This is a genomic window from Janibacter terrae NBRC 107853, assembly GCF_001591405.1.
Lineage (GTDB): Bacteria > Actinomycetota > Actinomycetes > Actinomycetales > Dermatophilaceae > Janibacter > Janibacter terrae.
In genome coordinates this window covers 640,551-657,365 of record NZ_BCUV01000006.1, presented here as the reverse complement: position 1 = coordinate 657,365, position 16,815 = coordinate 640,551, and the positions used below count along the sequence as shown (strand labels likewise).

Annotated in this window: 15 protein-coding genes; 9 read left to right on the top strand and 6 right to left on the bottom strand. The window is 71.2% G+C overall.

The features are described 5' to 3' along the window. Positions 1-16: 16 nt before the first annotated feature. The 3 genes from JT1_RS08455 to JT1_RS08445 are packed head-to-tail and all read right to left on the bottom strand — an operon-like array spanning position 17 to position 3,030. Positions 17-1,168: an SLOG cluster 4 domain-containing protein gene (locus JT1_RS08455; protein WP_255218289.1), complete on the bottom strand. Its 1,152-nt coding sequence runs from the start codon at positions 1,166-1,168 to the stop codon at positions 17-19. 15 nt (positions 1,169-1,183) lie between these two features. Beyond that, positions 1,184-2,575, bottom strand: a complete 1,392-nt coding sequence (locus JT1_RS08450) for an aspartate aminotransferase family protein (protein WP_068325138.1) — start codon at positions 2,573-2,575, stop codon at positions 1,184-1,186. Continuing rightward, positions 2,572-3,030 carry an Lrp/AsnC family transcriptional regulator gene (locus JT1_RS08445; RefSeq protein ID WP_068325137.1) on the bottom strand — a complete coding sequence of 153 codons (459 nt, stop codon included), beginning with the start codon at positions 3,028-3,030 and terminating at the stop codon, positions 2,572-2,574. Before JT1_RS08445 ends, JT1_RS08450 begins: the two co-directional genes overlap by 4 nt. Positions 3,031-3,199: 169 nt before the next feature. Between JT1_RS08445 and JT1_RS08440 the strand changes: the two genes are divergently transcribed. The 6 genes from JT1_RS08440 (at position 3,200) to JT1_RS08415 (ending at position 10,175) form a co-directional block, all read left to right on the top strand. Further along, entirely contained in the window at positions 3,200-4,645 is a 1,446-nt protein-coding gene (locus JT1_RS08440) for a gamma-aminobutyraldehyde dehydrogenase (RefSeq protein WP_068325136.1), read from the top strand. Positions 4,646-4,732: 87 nt separating this feature from the next. Beyond that, the gene (locus JT1_RS08435) at positions 4,733-5,944 is read left to right on the top strand and encodes an ABC transporter substrate-binding protein (RefSeq protein WP_371836282.1); all 1,212 of its coding nucleotides are present in this window, start codon (positions 4,733-4,735) and stop codon (positions 5,942-5,944) included. Continuing rightward, positions 5,944-7,116, top strand: coding sequence for an ABC transporter ATP-binding protein (locus tag JT1_RS08430; RefSeq protein ID WP_068325499.1), 1,173 nt, complete (start codon positions 5,944-5,946; stop codon positions 7,114-7,116). The genes JT1_RS08435 and JT1_RS08430 overlap by 1 nt, the downstream gene beginning before the upstream one ends. Beyond that, complete coding sequence (locus tag JT1_RS08425) at positions 7,113-8,018, top strand: ABC transporter permease (RefSeq protein WP_068325134.1); 906 nt, start codon at positions 7,113-7,115, stop codon at positions 8,016-8,018. The genes JT1_RS08430 and JT1_RS08425 overlap by 4 nt, the downstream gene beginning before the upstream one ends. Before the next feature lies 1 nt (position 8,019). Next, on the top strand, positions 8,020-8,835 hold the full coding sequence (locus JT1_RS08420; protein WP_068325133.1) for an ABC transporter permease: 816 nt from the start codon (positions 8,020-8,022) through the stop codon (positions 8,833-8,835). Between the two features lie 14 nt (positions 8,836-8,849). Further along, positions 8,850-10,175, top strand: coding sequence for a saccharopine dehydrogenase family protein (locus tag JT1_RS08415; RefSeq protein ID WP_068325132.1), 1,326 nt, complete (start codon positions 8,850-8,852; stop codon positions 10,173-10,175). Between the two features lie 56 nt (positions 10,176-10,231). Here the strand turns inward: JT1_RS08415 and JT1_RS08410 are convergent, their stop codons facing one another. The 3 genes from JT1_RS08410 to JT1_RS19145 form a co-directional block, all read right to left on the bottom strand. Then, on the bottom strand, positions 10,232-11,095 hold the full coding sequence (locus tag JT1_RS08410; protein WP_068325131.1) for a phosphatase PAP2 family protein: 864 nt from the start codon (positions 11,093-11,095) through the stop codon (positions 10,232-10,234). A 73-nt stretch (positions 11,096-11,168) separates the two neighbouring features. Beyond that, entirely contained in the window at positions 11,169-12,254 is a 1,086-nt protein-coding gene (locus tag JT1_RS08405) for a threonine aldolase family protein (RefSeq protein WP_068325130.1), read from the bottom strand. Next, a complete protein-coding gene (locus JT1_RS19145; RefSeq protein ID WP_068325129.1) occupies positions 12,251-14,425 on the bottom strand; it encodes a DUF6421 family protein in 2,175 nt (724 codons plus the stop codon). Before JT1_RS19145 ends, JT1_RS08405 begins: the two co-directional genes overlap by 4 nt. A 105-nt stretch (positions 14,426-14,530) precedes the next feature. Here JT1_RS19145 and JT1_RS08395 point away from each other — a divergent pair, with 105 nt between their 5' ends. The 3 genes from JT1_RS08395 to JT1_RS08385 are packed head-to-tail and all read left to right on the top strand — an operon-like array spanning position 14,531 to position 16,812. After that, on the top strand, positions 14,531-15,994 hold the full coding sequence (locus JT1_RS08395; RefSeq protein WP_068325128.1) for an NAD-dependent succinate-semialdehyde dehydrogenase: 1,464 nt from the start codon (positions 14,531-14,533) through the stop codon (positions 15,992-15,994). 18 nt (positions 15,995-16,012) lie between these two features. Continuing rightward, positions 16,013-16,456 carry a guanyl-specific ribonuclease gene (locus tag JT1_RS08390; protein WP_068325127.1) on the top strand — a complete coding sequence of 148 codons (444 nt, stop codon included), beginning with the start codon at positions 16,013-16,015 and terminating at the stop codon, positions 16,454-16,456. Then, a complete protein-coding gene (locus JT1_RS08385) occupies positions 16,453-16,812 on the top strand; it encodes a barstar family protein (RefSeq protein WP_068325126.1) in 360 nt (119 codons plus the stop codon). The genes JT1_RS08390 and JT1_RS08385 overlap by 4 nt, the downstream gene beginning before the upstream one ends. The last annotated feature ends 3 nt before the right edge of the window (positions 16,813-16,815 follow it).

Sequence of the window (16,815 nt, the reverse complement as noted above, 5' to 3'; positions counted from 1 at the left end):
GGGCGGACCCCCTTCGTCAGGCCAGGACGATCGCGGCGGCCTCCTCGGGGGTCGCCACGAGGTGGAGGACGTCGGCGAGCGGGCGCCCCGTGGCCAGGGCCCGCAGGGCCGGCCACACCGGCACGGTCTCGGTCCAGTGCTCGAGACCGACGAGCACGAGCGGGGGCAGGGCGTCGCCCGGCGGCGCGTAGTACAGCGGCGTGCACGCCTGGAAGACCTCCTGCACGGTGCCGGCCGCGCCCGGCAGGACGACGAGGCCGCCGGTGCTCCGCGCGAGCAGCACGTCCTCGCGCAGCGCGTTGGAGAAGTACTTGGCGATGCCCCCGCAGAAGACATTGGGCGGCTCGTGCCCGTAGAACCACGTCGGGATGCCGAAGCTGCGCGCCCCGCCGTCCGCGACGTCGAGGTCCGCCCGTACCGACAGCGCCAGGCTCGCCCAGGCGTCGATCGACGGGCGGAAGGAGGGCACCTGCGTCAGGCGCTCCAGGGCGGCCTCCACGGCCTCGGGCGAGGGGGCGATCGCCCCGAGGTTGGCCGCCTCCATCGCGCCCGGGCCGCCGCCGGTGAGCACCGCCCGGCCGGCGCCCGCGAGGGCCTGGCCGAGTCGGGCCGCGTCCGCGTAGTCGCTGCTGCCGCGCCCGAGGGCGTGCCCGCCCATCACGCCGACGACGTCGAGCCCGTGGAGGGCCTCGACAAGGGCGTCGTTCACCGCGTCGTCGTGCACGGCCCGCAGGAGGGTGGCGTAGGCGTCGTGCTGCGTGCGGGTCTCCCGGCTCCACGCGTACGCCCGCGCGTCGACCGTGCTCGGGTAGCCGTCGACCTCGAGCCCGCCGTACAGGTCGAAGGGGGAGTACAGCCGGGCGCGGAAGGTCTCGACCGGGCACGTCGGGTCGGGCGGGATGATCACCGCGCCGCGGGCGACGAGGCTCTGCGCCAGCGCGTCGGGGACCGTACCGCCGAGGACGACGAGCCCGCGGACGTCGCTGCGGGAGAGCGGCTCGGCGTGCGGCTCCAGGTCGAGGCCCTGCAGCCGCCAGCCGGCGAGCGACTCGCCGGTGGCGGTCAGCCGGCGCAGCTCGTCGGCGTCGTGGACCTCGTGGTAGGTCGGGTCGCTGCGGCGGCGACCGAGCAGGTCGCGCAGGGGGTGCAGCCGGATCTCTCTCGTCACGCGGCCAACCTAGCCTCAGAGGTGGTTCTCGGCCTCCGTCAGCACCGAGCGCAGGCGCGACTCGATCTCGTCGAACTCGGGCTGGCCGATGGTGAGCGGCGGGGCGAGCTGGACCACCGGGTCGCCGCGGTCGTCGGCGCGGCAGTACAGGCCCGCGTCGAAGAGCGCCTTGGACAGGAACCCGCGCAGCATCGACTCGGACTCGGCGGCGTCGAAGGTCTCGCGCGTCGCCTTGTCCTTGACCAGCTCGATCCCGTAGAAGTACCCCTCGCCGCGGACGTCCCCGACGAGGGGGAGGTCGAGCAGCTTCTCCAGCGTGGCGCGGAAGGCGGGGGCATTCGTCTTGACGTGCTCGTTGAGGCCCTCGCGCTCGAAGATGTCGAGGTTGGCCAGCGCCACCGCCGAGCTCACCGGGTGCCCACCGAAGGTGTAGCCGTGGGTGAAGCTCGTCGCCCCCTTCTTGTAGGGCTCGAAGAGGCGGTCGCTCGCGATCATCGCTCCGATGGGGGAGTAGCCGGAGGTCATCCCCTTCGCGCAGGTGATGATGTCGGGGACGTACCCGAAGTCCTGGCACGCGAACATCGAGCCGATCCGGCCGAAGGCGCAGATGACCTCGTCGGAGACGAGCAGGACGTCGTACTCGTCGCAGATCTCGCGGACCCGCTCGAAGTAGCCCGGGGGCGGCGGGAAGCAGCCGCCGGCGTTCTGCACCGGCTCGAGGAAGACGGCCGCGACCGTGTCCGGGCCCTCGAACTCGATGGCCTCGGCGATCCGGTCGGCGGCCCAGCGGCCGAAGGCCTTGGGGTCCTCGCGCAGCTCGTCCGAGGCGCGGTAGATGTTGGTGTTGGGGACCTTGTGGGCGCCGGGGACCAGCGGCTCGAAGTCCTCCTTGAGCGGCGGCAGCCCGGTGATCGACAGGGCGCCGTGCGGGGTGCCGTGGTAGGCGATCGCGCGCGAGATGACCTTGTGCTTCTTCGGCTTGCCGGTGAGCTTGAAGTACTGCTTGGCCAGCTTCCACGCGGACTCGACGGCCTCGCCGCCACCGGTGGTGAAGAAGACGCGGTTGAGGTCGCCGGGGGCGCCCTGGGCAAGCCGCTCGGCGAGCTCGATCGCGGCGGGGTGCGCGTAGGACCAGATGGGGAAGAAGGCGAGCTTCTCCGCCTGCCGCATCGCGGTCTCGGCGAGCTCGGTGCGGCCGTGCCCGACCTGGACGACGAAGAGGCCGGACAGGCCGTCGATGTACTCGCGGCCGGCGTCGTCCCAGATCTTGTGGCCCTCGCCGCGCACGATCGTCGGGATGTGCCCGCCCTGCTCGTAGACGGAGTGGCGGGTGAAGTGCATCCACAGGTGGTCGCGGGCCGCCTGCTGCATGTCGGTGCCGAGGGCGGTGGTGGGCGGTCGGGTCATCTGGTCCCCCAGTTGTAGTGCTGCTTGTTGAGCTTGAGATAGACGAAGGTCTCGGTCGAGCGCACGCCCGGCAGGGTGCGGATGCGCTCGGTGAGCAGGACGAGCAGCTCCTCGTCGTCCTCGCAGACGATCTCGGCGAGGACGTCGAAGCTGCCCGCCGTGGTGACCACGTAGGACACCTCGTGCATGTCCGTCAGGGCGTCGGCGACGGGTCGCAGGTCGCCCTCGACGGTGATCCCGATCATCGCCTGCCGGTGGAAGCCCACCTGGAGCGGATCGGTGACCGCGACGATCTGCATGACCTCTGCGTCGAGCAGACGCTGGACGCGCTGGCGCACGGCGGCCTCGGAGAGACCCACGGAACGCCCGATCGTCGCGTAGGACTGACGGCCGTCCTCCTGCAGGTGCTCGATGATCTGCTTGCTCATCTCGTCGAGCTGGACGGCGGCGGACATGTCGCCATCGTGACGCGATCCAGGACGGATGGCAAGCCGAGAGCGACGAAATCCGTGTCTATGTGAGCCATGGGCTGATGTTTTCCGAATTGATGTCGCCGAGACCTGTCGATATCGACACGACAAGCACTATGGTCGGGGTCACATTCCCGATCGGAAGGACCCTGTCGTGACCCAGCCCCGGACCCTGCGCAACTTCGTCGGTGGCGCGTACGTCGACGCCTCGGGCGACGCGAGCACCGAGCTGGTCAACCCGGCCACCGGCCAGGTCGTCGCCCACGCGCCCGTCTCGACGCAGGCCGATGTCGACGCCGCGTACGCGAGTGCCGAGTCCGCCTTCGCGCGGTGGGGCGAGACGACGCCGGGGGAGCGCCAGACAGCGCTGCTGAAGTTCGCCGACGCCCTCGAGGCGCGCGCCGAGGACCTCATCCGGCTCGAAGGGGAGAACACCGGCAAGCCGCACGCCCTCACCGCCTCCGAGGAGGTGCCCGTGATGTGCGACCAGATCCGCTTCTTCGCCGGTGCCGCCCGGGTGCTCGAGGGGAGGGCCTCGGCCGAGTACATGCAGGGGCACACGAGCTGGATCCGTCGCGAGCCGATCGGTGTCGTCGGCCAGGTCACCCCGTGGAACTACCCGATGATGATGGCCGCGTGGAAGATCGCCCCCGCCCTGGCCGCCGGCAACACGGTCGTCCTCAAGCCGAGCGACACCACGCCCGAGACGACCTTGCTCATGGCCGAGATCGCCGCCGAGTTCCTGCCGGCCGGCACCTTCAACGTCATCACGGGCGACCGCGACACCGGCCGCGCCCTCGTCGAGCACCTGACCCCCGGGCTCGTCGCGATCACCGGCTCGGTCCGCGCGGGCCTCGAGGTCGCCGCCTCCGCGGCCAAGAACCTCAAGCGCGCCCACCTCGAGCTCGGGGGCAAGGCGCCCGTCGTCGTCTTCGACGACGCCGACATCGAGGCCGCGGTCGAGGGCATCGCCACGGCCGGCTACTTCAACGCCGGCCAGGACTGCACCGCCGCGACCCGGGTCCTCGCCGCCCCCGGCATCCACGACGACTTCGTCGCCGCGCTCGCCGAGTACGCCCGCGACAACGCCAAGGTCGGCATGCCCGACGACGACGACGCGCTGCTCGGCCCGGTCAACAACAAGGACCAGCTGGCCAAGGTCGCCGGCTTCATCGACCGGCTGCCCGACCACGCCCACCTCGCGCAGGGCGGCGAGCGGCTGAGCGCGATGGGCGAGGGCTTCTTCTACGCGCCGACCGTCGTCTCCGGGCTCCACCAGGACGACGAGGCGATCCAGGACGAGATCTTCGGTCCGGTCATCACGGTCCAGCGGTTCACCGACGAGGACCAGGCCGTCGCCTGGGCCAACGGCGTGGAGTACGGCCTCGCCTCCTCGGTGTGGACCAAGGACTTCGGGCGGGCGATGCGCATGAGCAAGCGCCTGGACTTCGGCTGCGTGTGGATCAACACCCACATCCCGCTCGTCGCCGAGATGCCGCACGGCGGGTTCAAGCACTCGGGCTACGGCAAGGACCTGTCCATGTACGGCTTCGAGGACTACACCCGCATCAAGCACGTCATGGCCAACATCGAGAGCTGACGCTCACCCCCTTCGTCCCTCCTCACGGAAGCGAGGTCCGCGATGGACCCCTTTCGGCAGCCAGCCGATCCCGAAATCGCTGCTCTCGTGCGCGCCGCGCAGGCCTCGGCCCGTGGCCGTCGCCGGCACGGACCGAGCCGGCGGGACGTCCTGGGCCTCGCGGCGCTGGGGATCGGCGGCAGCGCGCTCGCCGCGTGCGCCCCGCCGGAGCCCCCGACCGCGGGCGTGGCCGCGGTCGAGCTCCCGCAGGACCGCTCGGACACCGAGAAGACCGTCGGGTGGGCCAACTGGACGGCCTACCTCGACATGGACGACGCCGGCAAGACGTACCCGACGCTGACCGCCTTCGAGAAGCAGACCGGCATCAAGGTCAGCTACACCGAGGACATCGACGACAACGACACGTACTTCAACAAGATCGCCCCGCAGCTGCGGGCCAAGCAGGACATCAACCGCGACATCTTCACCTTCACCGACTGGATGGCCAACCGGATCATCCGGGAGGGGCTGTGCCAGCCGCTGGAGCTGATCCAGATGGCCAATGCCGGCAACCTGCTCGCCCCGCTGCGCGAGGTCTCCTTCGACCCGGGACGCCAGCACTCGCTCACCTGGCAGTCCGGCTTCGCCGGGATCGGCTACCACAAGAAGAAGGTGGGTCGGGAGCTGAAGTCGCTCGAGGACCTGTGGGCCGACGACCTCAAGGGCCGCATCTCGGTGCTCAGCGAGTTCCGCGACACGCTCGGCCTGATCATGCAGCAGCAGGGGGTCGACCCCTCCGGTGACTTCACCCGGGAACAGTTCGAGGCCGCGATCGGCGAGCTCGACAAGCGCGTGAACGACGGCTACATCCGCCGGATCAAGGGCAACAGCTACCTCAACGACCTCAAGAGCGGCAACGCCGTCGCGGGCATCGTGTGGTCCGGCGACCTGTTCATCCTGCGCGCCGAGACCGAGGACGAGGACTGGGAGTTCGTCATCCCCGAGAGCGGCGGGATGCTCTGGAGCGACAACCTCATGGTCCCGATCACGAGCCACCACCGCCGCAACGCGCAGCGCGTCATGGACTACTACTACGAGCCGAAGGTGGCCGCCGAGGTCGCCGCCTGGGTCAACTACATCTGCCCCGTGGAGGGTGCCCGCGAGGAGATGGAGAAGATCGACCCGGATCTCGCGGAGTCGCCCTTCATCTTCCCCGGTGAGGACTACATCGCCGAGCACGACATCGTCGGCTTCCGGGCGCTCTCGGCCCAGGAGGACGCGGACTACTCGGCCCTGTGGGCGAAGGCGGTGGGCAACTGATGGGCATCTTCTCGCGCACCTCGTCCGGCGGTTTCCGGGAGGCGAAGGGGGACCTGCGCCTGGACGCGGTGACCAAGACCTTCGGGGACTTCACCGCCGTCGACGACCTGCACCTGCAGGTGCCGCAGGGCTCCTTCTTCGCCCTGCTCGGTCCCTCCGGGTGCGGCAAGACGACGACGCTGCGGATGGTCGCGGGTCTCGAGCAGCCGACCGGCGGCCGGGTGCTCATCGGCGACACCGACCTCACCGGTTCGCGCCCCTACGAGCGGCCGGTCAACACCGTCTTCCAGAGCTACGCGCTCTTCCCGCACCTGAGCGTCCGCGACAACGTGGCCTTCGGCCCCAGGCGACGCGGCCTCTCGGACGCGCCGCAGCTCGCCGAGGACGCCCTCGAGCTCGTCCAGATGGGGCACCTGGCGGGGCGTCGCCCCGGGCAGCTCTCCGGTGGTCAGCAGCAACGCGTCGCCCTCGCCCGGGCCATCGTCAACCGGCCGGAGGTGCTGCTGCTCGACGAGCCGCTCGGTGCCCTCGACCTCAAGCTGCGCCGCCAGATGCAGGTGGAGCTCAAGCGGATCCAGACCGAGGTCGGGCTGACCTTCATCCACGTCACCCACGACCAGGAGGAGGCCATGACGATGGCCGACACGGTCGCGGTGATGAACAAGGGGCACATCGAGCAGATGGGCGCTCCCGAGGCCCTGTACGACCTGCCCGGCACGGCCTTCGTCGCCGGGTTCGTCGGCCAGTCCAACCTCGTCCCGGCGACGATCACCGGCAGCGACGGCGACCACCTCGTGGCCGACGCGGCGGGCACGACGGTGCGGGTGCCGCGCTCGCGCGCCGCGGTCACCGAGGGCAAGGTGCTCTTCGGCGTGCGGCCCGAGAAGGTGCGGCTGCACCCCCTTCGTCACGGGGGTACGGGGGGCGAGGTGCGGGCGACGGTCGCCGACGTCTCCTTCACCGGTGTCGCGACGCAGTACCTCGTCACCGTGCCCTCGGGCGGCCAGTGGCAGGTCTACGAGCAGAACCTCGACGTCGAGCCGCAGGCCACCCGCCCGGGCGACGAGGTGTCGATCTCGTGGGACCCGGCGCACGCCTTCGTCGTCGCCGCCGACGGGCTCCCCGAGGGAGCGCAGGACAAGGCCTTCATCGCCACGGGGGAGGCGTCGTGACCACCACCACGGCGACGCGGGGGGTGGAACCCGACCCAGACGTCGTCGTCGCCCGCCGCTCGCAGCGGTACGCCTACCTGCTCCTGCTGCCCGGCATCCTCTGGCTCGTCGTCTTCTTCGTCGTGCCCGTCGTGCAGCTGTTCACCGTCTCGCTGCAGAGCGACTACCCCGGAGCCCCGGGCTACTACTACCGCGACGTCAACGTCGGCAACTACGTCGACGCGCTCACCGAGTTCTGGCCGCACATGGTCCGCTCGCTCGTCTTCGGGGCGCTCGCGACCTTCTTCGCCTTCGTCCTAGCCTACCCGCTCGCCTACGCCATGGCCTTCAAGGCGGGGGCGTGGCGACCGGTCATGCTCATCTGCGTCATCGCCCCCTTCTTCACCTCCTTCATCCTGCGCACGATCGCGTGGCGCCAGATCCTCGCCGACGACGGCATCGTCGCCAACGTGCTCACCACCCTGCACATGTTGCCGGGCGGGCGGATCACCGAGACCTGGGTGGCGGTCGTCGCGGGCCTGACCTACAACTTCCTGCCGTTCATGGTCCTGCCGATCTACGCCTCGCTCGAGCGCGCCGACGCCCGGGTCATCGAGGCCGGTGGGGACCTCTACGGCAACGGCCTGACGACCTTCGCGCGGGTGACGCTCCCGATCTCCATGCCGGGCGTGCTCGCGGGGACGCTGCTCACCTTCATCCCCGCCTCCGGCGACTACGTCAACGCCGAGCTCCTCGGGTCCGACCGCAGCACCAAGATGGTCGGCAACGTCATCGAGAGCCAGTTCTTCCGGGTGCCGGGCGGCTACGACACGGCCGCGGCGCTGAGTTTCACGCTCATGGCGATGATCCTCGTGCTCGTCTTCCTCTACGTGCGCCGCTTCGGCACCGAGGAGCTGGTCTGAGATGCGCTCCGTGACCCGCTGGGTCGGCGACCGCTTCGCGATGATCGCAGCGATCCTCGTGCTCTTCTACCTCTTCCTGCCGGTGCTCTACACCTTCATCTTCAGCTTCAACGACTACCGCAAGTCCAACATCACGTGGAACTCCAACGCCGGGCCGACGCTCAAGCACTGGCAGAACCCCTGCGGCGCGCCCGGCATCTGCGACTCGCTCGTCACCTCGCTCCAGGTGGGGCTGCTCGCGACCTTCGTCGCGACCGTCCTGGGGACGATGATCGCCTTCGCCCTCGTGCGGCACCGGTTCCGCGGGAGGTCCGCCGGCAACCTGCTCGTCTTCGTGCCGATGGCCACGCCCGAGATCGTCCTCGGCGCGAGCCTGCTGACGATCTTCGTCCAGGGCTTCTCCCGGATCGGCCTGCAGCTGGGCTTCTGGACGATCGTCATCGCGCACATCATGTTCTGCCTGAGCTTCGTCGTCGTCACCGTGCGCGCGCGCCTGGAGAGCCTCGACCCCCGGATGGAGGAGGCCGCCCAGGACCTCTACGCCGGGACGGCCGGGACCTTCTGGCGGGTGACGCTGCCGCTCGTCATGCCGGGCGTCGTCGGCGCCGCGATGCTCGCCTTCAGCCTGAGCTTCGACGACTTCATCATCACCAACTTCGTCTCGGGCGACACGAGCACCTTCCCCAAGTTCGTCTACGTCAGCTACCTGCGCGGCATCCCCGCCCAGGCCAATGTCATCGGCTTCTCACTCTTCGTCATCGCCGTCCTGCTCGTCGTGGTCGGTCAGCGCGTGGTGAGCAGCCGCACCTCGAAGTGAGTCAGGAGAGTCGGATGCGCGTGCTGATGATCGGCGCCGGGGGCGTCGGTGACGCCGCGGCCAAGATCGCCGCCGAGCGGGACTTCTACGAGCTGTGGGTGGTCGCGGACTACTCGCTCGAGCGGGCGCAGGCCAGCGTCGCGGCCGCCGAGGCACGAAGGGAGGGGCGCCCGGGCCGTCATGGAACCGCAGTCTTCGTCGCCGCCCAGGTGGACGCGTCGGACGCCGCAGCGGTCACCGCCCTGGCGCGGCAGCACCGTGCCACCCATGTCTTCAACGCGGTCGACCCGCGCTTCGTCATGCCGATCTTCGAGGGCGCGCTCGCGGCCGGCGCTGACTACCTCGACATGGCGATGTCGCTGTCGACGCCGCACCCGGAGCGGCCGCACGAGCTGCCGGGCGTCAAGCTCGGGGACCTGCAGCTGGCCAGGGCGGGGGAGTGGGAGGCCGCGGACCGGCTCGCGCTGCTCGGCATCGGCGTGGAGCCGGGGCTGTCCGACGTCTTCGCCCGGTACGCGGCCGACGAGCTCTTCGACGAGATCGACGAGCTCGGCACCCGCGACGGGGCCGACCTCGTCGTCCACGACGAGCACGGCAACGAGGTCTTCGCCCCCGGCTTCTCGATGTGGACGATCATCGAGGAGTGCCTCAACCCGCCCGTCGTGTGGGAGAGCGAGCGGGCCGGCGGGGACGTGGAGGCGGGCTTCGCGACGATGCCGCCCTTCGCCGAGCCGGAGGTCTTCGACTTCCCCGAGGGGATCGGGCCGGTCGAGTGCGTGCACGTCGAGCACGAGGAGGTGCTCCTCATGCCGCGGTGGGTCGACGCGCGGCGGGTGACCTTCAAGTACGGGCTCGGCGAGCAGATGATCTCGATGCTGAGGAACCTCCACGAGCTCGGCCTGGACTCGACCGAGCCGGTCGACGTCAAGGGCGTGCGGGTCAGCCCGCGCGACGTCGTCGCGGCCGTGCTGCCGGACCCGTCGACGATCGGTCCGCGGATGGTCGGCAGGACGTGCGCCGGCCTGCTCGTCACCGGCACCAAGGACGGCGAGCCGCGGGCGGTGTACCTCTACCACGTCGCCGACAACGAGGTCTCGATGCGTGAGTACGACGCCCAGGCGGTCGTGTGGCAGACCGCGCTCAACCCGGTCATCGCACTGGAGCTGCTCGGGAGCGGGGTGTGGTCCGGCTCGGGGGCCAAGGGCCCGGAGGCCTTCGACGCCCGCCCCTTCCTGGAGCTGCTCGCCGCGCCGGCGCCGTACGGCTACGGCTCGCCGTGGGGGATGGAGGAGCGCGACCCGGCGGCCCCCAACCGCGCGGGAAGACCTGCATTGCCCTAGGGCAATGCACTCTCTCGACGTCGAGACGCTGCATTGCCCTAGGGCAATGCAGCGTCTCAGTGGAGCTGGAGCTCCCGGTCGGGTCGCGGGCGGGGGTGCTGGGCGCCGGGGATGGGGACCGACCAGGCGGCCGTGAGCGGCCGGATCGAGTGGACCGGGCGGGGCAGCGGCGCGCGCAGCCAGACCGCGGCGGGCACGGGCACGGGCTGGGGGCGTTGGGCCGGCTCGGGCTCGGGGCGCCGGATCTCGTGGCTCCAGCCGAAGGGGAGGCCCCGCCGCGCGAGCGCCCGGTCGCCGTCGACGAGCAGGCGCAGGACGAGCCCGCCGGCGAGCAGACCGGCGACGAGGTCCGTGGGCCAGTGGAACCCGAGGTAGAAGGCGACGATGATCGCGTTGAGCGCGATGAGCCCGACGAGCCAGGTCAGACGGCGCCGCAGACGGTGGTCGGGACCGGCGTAGGTGAGCACCAGGTAGGCGGCCGCCCCGTAGATCAGCACGGCCTCGGCGGCGTGCCCCGAGGGGTAGGCGATGCCGTACCACCCGTGGGCGAGCGGCCCCCCCTGCCAGAACCCCCCTTCGCCGGCCGCGGGCGCGGTGCGCCCGAGCAGCACCTTCATCCCCCCGATGCCGACGTAGAACCCGGCCTCTGCCGCCGCGACGACGGCGAGAGGGTGCCACGTGCGGTGGCGCCAGGCGAGACGGATCGCCACTGCCGCGAGGACCGGCAGGCAGACCGCCTGACCGGCGACGGCGTTGGGCACCTTGTCGAGGAAGGTCGCCCAGTTGGGGGTGTAGTGCTTGGCCCAGTAGCCCTGGAACATCTCGTCGTAGGGCTGCAGGGGACCGGCCGCCAGGAGGGTGAACACGACGAGCGCACCGGCGAGAACCGGTGCGCTGGTCAGTCGGGGGAGGCGGGCCACCCTTCAGGTCTAGTCGACGAGGCTGGGTACCGCCTGAATGAACACACCTTTGTGAGGGATCCCACAGGCGGGATCAGCCCAGCTCGGCCCGCACCGCCTCGACGAAACGGTCGACGTCACCCTCCGTCGTGTCCCACGCGCACATCCACCGGACCTGCCCGCTCGCCTCGTCCCAGAAGTAGAACCGGAAGCTCTCCATGAGCCGCTCGCTGGACTCCCGCGGCAGGATCGGGAAGACGGCGTTGGCCTCGACCTCGTGCGGCAGCTCCAGGCCCTCGATGCCCGCGACGCCGTCAGCGAGTCGCCGAGCCATCGCGTTGGCGTGCTCGGCGTTGCGCCGCCACAGGTCACCCTCGAAGAGCGCGAGCAGCTGGGCGGAGACGAACCGCATCTTGCTCGCGAGCTGCATCGACTGCTTGCGCAGGAAGGTGGTGCCGTGGACCCGCTCGGGGGAGAGGACGACGACGGCCTCGGCGAGCATCGCGCCGCACTTGGTCCCGCCGAGGGAGAGGATGTCGACGCCCGCGTCGGTCGTCAGCTCCCGCAGCCCGACGCCGAGCGCGGCCGCTGCGTTGGACAGGCGGGAGCCGTCCAGGTGCAGGACCCAGCCGAGGTCGTGGACGAGGTCGGCGATCGCCCGGATCTCGGCGGGGGTGTAGACCGTCCCCACCTCGGTCGAGTTGGTGATCGAGACGACCCCCACCTGGGCGAAGTGCTCGTCCTCGACCCGGGCCGGGTAGGCGCGGATGAGCTCGGGCGTCAGCTTGCCGTCCGGGGTGTCGATGACGTTGACCTTGAACCCGCCGACCCGCTCGGGGGCGGCGGCCTCGTCGACGTGGATGTGGGCGCTGCTCGTCGTGAGCACCGAGGACCAGCGCGGCGTGCAGGCCTGCAGCGCCAGGACATTGGCCCCCGTGCCGTTGAAGACCGGGAAGACCCCGACCCCGGTCCCGAAGACCTCACCGAGCACCTCGGTGAGCCGTGCGGTGTAGACGTCCTCGCCGTAGGCGACCTGGTGTCCGCCGTTGGCCGCGACGAGCGCCGCGAGGACCTCGGGGTGGATGCCGGCGTAGTTGTCGCTGGCGAAGCCCCGGGTCGACGGGTCGTGGAGCGGTGCGAAGGGGGTGGCGGTGCCGGTCTGGGTGCTCGTGTCGGTCACGCGGAGATCCTCTCAACCGCGGCGGCGTCCTCGGCGCGCGGGTCGCGGCTGCCGGTGATCCCGCGGGTCGACTCGATGACGGGCGCCAGCTTCTTGCGCAGCGCCTCGTAGAAGACGTTGAGCGGGAACTCGTCCTGCTGGACGAGGTCGGTCAGGCCCCTGGGCGGGCCGTCGAGGGGGAGGTGCTCGGCCCCCTTCGCCCACACCGAGGCGGGGTGCGGCGCGACGTAGCCGGCGATGAAGTCGTGCGCGGCCATCCAGTGCCCGACGCGGGAGCGGTCGATGCCCTCGCGGTAGAGCGCCTCGACCTCGTCGGCGAGGGCGAGCACCGCGGCGGGCACCTGCGACCAGTCGAGGGTCAGCGTGTTGTCCGTCCACCGCAGGACGCCGCGCTTGTGCAGCCAGGCGAAGAGCAGCTGACCGCCGAGGCCGTCGTAGTTGCGCACCCGGTCGCCCGTGACGGGGAAGCGGAAGAGCCGGTCGAAGAGGATCGCCAGCTGGACGGAGCGGGCGTACGGGTGACCCTGCTCCGCCAGCCGCACGCTCTGCCGGAAGGTGCCCAGGTCGCAGCGCAGCTCTTCGAGCGCGTACATCCAGAAGGGCATCCGCTGCTTGATCATGAAGGGGTCGAAGGGGAGGTCCCCGTGGCTGTGCGTGCGGTCGTGGATGAGGTCCCACATCGCGAAGGTCGCCTGCGCGACGTCCTGCGAGGCGAGCAGCCGCTCGCCCTCCGGCGGCAGGTCGAGCCCGAGCACCTCGGCCGACGCGGCGCTGACGCGACGGAAGCGGGCGGCCTCGCGGTCGCAGAAGATCGCGCCCCAGCTGAAGCTCGGGACCTCGCGCACCGAGACGGTCTCGGGGAAGAGCACGGCCGAGTTGGTGTCGTAGCCGGGGGTGAAGTCGAGGAAGCGGACCGGCAGGAACATCGGGTTGTCGTAGGTCGCCTCGACGTCGGCGAGCCACTGCGGCCACATGACGTCCAGGAGGACGGCCTCGAAGACGCGGTCGAGGTTGCCGTTCTGCGTGTACATCGGGAAGACGACGAGGTGCTCGGCGCCGTCGACGCGGTGCCGGTCGGGGCGGAAGGCGAGCAGCGAGTCGAGGAAGTCGGGCACGCCGAAGCCGCCGTCGACCCAGCGCTGCAGGTCCACGGGCAGTGCGGCCAGGTAGTCCGCGTCGTGCGGGAACCGCGGCGCCAGCTCGGCGATCCGCACGATCATCGCGGCGACGAGCGCGGTGGCACGCCCGCGGTCGGCGTCCGCGCGCAGTGACCCGTCCTCGGCCTGCATGAGGCGCAGCTCCTCGACCGCTGCCTTGAGCCCGAGCCAGGCCGTGCTCGTGGCCACCGACCCTCCGAGGCTCGGCGCCAGGGCGCCTGGCACCTCGGGGAGCGTGTGGCCGGCCCGGTTCCCCGCCCAGGTCACGACATTGACCCAGAGCTCCTCGTGGTCGAGCTCGCCGATCGAGTCGTCCCCGACGAGGTCGGAGTCGGCGAGGACGACGACGCGCCCCCGCCCGTGCTCGACGGTGACGGCCAGCGGCTGGCCGGCGGGGTGCGCGGTCGCCGAGGTGCGGGCGAGGACCCGGGCGCCGGGGGCGCGGGAGACGTCGATCGTGCCGGCGCGGTAGAAGCACAGCTCGCCGATGCCGGCCATGACGCCCTGCCCGGGACCCGTGCCCATCTCGCCGAGGACCCAGGTCGCGTTGCCGAGGTGGCGGCGGCCGCCGTCGGCGCGCTCGTGCACGAGCGTGGAGACGACCGCCAGGCCGAAGGGGGCGAGCAGCTCGTTCAGGTTGTTGCCGTGGGCGTCGTGGTCGCACTCGGCGAGGACGACGAGGCCGCCCCCCTTCGTCACGTGGTCGGTGACGGCGGAGATCTCGGCGGGGGTGAGGACCGGTGGGAGGTCGCCGGCGACCCGTTCACTGGCGGCGGCTGCGGGGTGGGCGATGACGAGGACGTCGACACCCTCGAGGGCCGCGCCCGTCAGCTCGCCGTGGGTGTGCGCGAGGACCTCGGTGCCGCGCTCGCGCAGGACCGCTGCGGCCCGGGCGAGGCTCGCGTCACCGGGGTTGGCGGGGTTCATCCGGGCGGCGACGTCGGCGTCGAGGGACCACGCGCTGCTGTGCGCCTGGTCGAGCAGGACCCGGGCGAAGGGGGTGGTGGCAGTCATGGCGCTCTCCGGGGGCGAGGACGGGAAGTTCATCGGTACAAGCGTGTCAAAGCCGGAGGATTTTCGCCAGTCGCTCGACGGGGCCGTTGGTCGTAACGTAACCCCATGGCAACCGTGACGCAGAAGTCAGCCCTCGAGTACGCCCCCACCCAGCTGTGGATCGCCGGTGCGTGGCGCGACGCCGGCGACGGGGCCACCTTCGCCGTCTCCGACCCCGCCACCGCCGCGACCCTCGTCGAGGTCGCCGACGCGACCGTCGCCGACGGGCGGGCCGCGCTCGACGCCGCCGTGGCCGCGCAGGCCGAGTGGGCGGCGACCGACCCGCGGGTGCGCTCGGAGATCCTGCGCTCGGCCTTCGAGCTGCTCACCGAGCGGGCCGACACCTTCGCCATGCTGATGACCCTCGAGATGGGCAAGCCGTTGGCCGAGGCGCGCGGCGAGGTCACCTACGGGGCCGAGTTCTTCCGGTGGTTCGCCGAGGAGGCCGTGCGCATCCACGGCCGCTACGCCGTCGCGCCCTCGGGCGGAACCCGCCTGATGACGATGAAGCAGCCCGTCGGCCCGGTCTTCGCCATCACCCCGTGGAACTTCCCGCTCGCCATGGGCACGCGCAAGATCGGCCCCGCGATCGCCGCCGGCTGCACGACCGTCGTCAAGCCCGCCCACGAGACGCCGCTCACGATGCTCGCGCTCGCCCGCCTGCTCGACGAGGTCGGCCTGCCCGCCGGCGTGCTCAACGTCGTGCCGACGACCTCTTCCGGCGAGGTGAGCGAGCCGATCATCCGGGACCCGCGCCTGCGCAAGCTGACCTTCACCGGCTCCACCCCGGTCGGCAAGAAGCTCGTCGAGCAGTCCTCCGCGCAGCTCCTGCGCACGTCGATGGAGCTCGGGGGCAACGCCCCCTTCGTCGTCTTCGAGGACGCCGACCTCGAGCGCGCCGTCGAGGGCGCGATGCTCGCCAAGATGCGCAACATCGGCGAGGCGTGCACGGCCGCCAACCGGTTCATCGTCCACGAGTCGGTCGCCGAGGACTTCGCCGCCGCGCTCGCCGACCGGATGGGCGCGCTGACCATGGGCAAGGGCACGACGAAGGGGGTCGACGTCGGCCCCCTCATCACGGAGAAGGCACGCACGGGCGTCGCCGAGCTCGTCGACGACGCGCTCGCGCAGGGCGCCCGCGCGCTCGTCGGCGGCGAGGTCCCCTCCGGCAAGGGGTGGTTCTACCCGCCGACGGTCCTCACCGATGTCCCCGCGGAAGCGCGCGTGCTCACCGAGGAGATCTTCGGACCGGTCGCGCCGATCACGACCTTCCGCACCGAGGAGGAGGCGGTCCGCCTGGCCAACTCGACCGAGTACGGCCTCGTCGCGTACGTCTTCACCGAGCACACCGCGCGGACCATTCGGGTGGCCGAGGCGCTGGAGTTCGGCATGGTCGGCATCAACCAGGGCATCGTCTCCAACCCGTCCGCCCCCTTCGGCGGGGTCAAGCACTCCGGCTTCGGGCGCGAAGGGGGCTTCGAGGGCATCGAGGAGTACCTCGAGACCAAGTACGTCGGCCTGGCCCTCTGACATGACCGGCGTCCTGCGATGACCCGGACCTGGCGCACCCGGCTGCAGCTGGTCGGGGGAGTGCTGCTGATCCTGCTCGCGCTGTGGATCGTCGTCCAGGGCGGCGCCGAGGGCACGAAGGGGGCGCCGCCGTCGACCCCGCCGTCGACCCCGGCGGCGACCTCGACCCCCGACTCGGGCCTGGAGACGGTCGCGGAGTCCGCGCTGCCGCCGCAGGGTCGCGAGACGCTGGAGCTGGTCCGCTCAGGCGGGCCCTTCCCGTACGCCCGCGACGGGATCACCTTCTCCAACCGGGAGGGGATCCTCCCGTCGCAGCGCCGTGGCTACTACCGCGAGTACACGGTGCCCACGCCCGGCGAGGACGACCGCGGCGCCCGCCGCATCGTCGGCGGCGAGCGGGGCGACCGGTACTACACGGACGACCACTACGACAGCTTCCGCCAGATCGAGGAGGGCCGATGATCCACATCGAGGCCGCGGGGGTCGACGGGCTGCTCGCCCGCGCCGTCGCCGGGACCGACCACGTGCACCTCGTCGACGGGGGAGCCGACCGTGAGGAGATCTACGACCGGTTCGCCGAGAGCCTGCTCTTCCCGGAGCACTTCGGGCGCAACCTCGACGCGCTCATGGACTGCCTGCGCGACGTCGCCGACAGGCACGACCACCCGTGGACGCTCGTGTGGCGACCGGACCACCACGACGCCCCCGACCCGCACCTGGCGACGGAGAGCACCGGCACCGACGCCGGGGTACTCGCGGTCCTCGCCGACCTCGACGCCGAGTACCCCGACCTGAGCATCGTCGTCGCCGACCGGTGACGA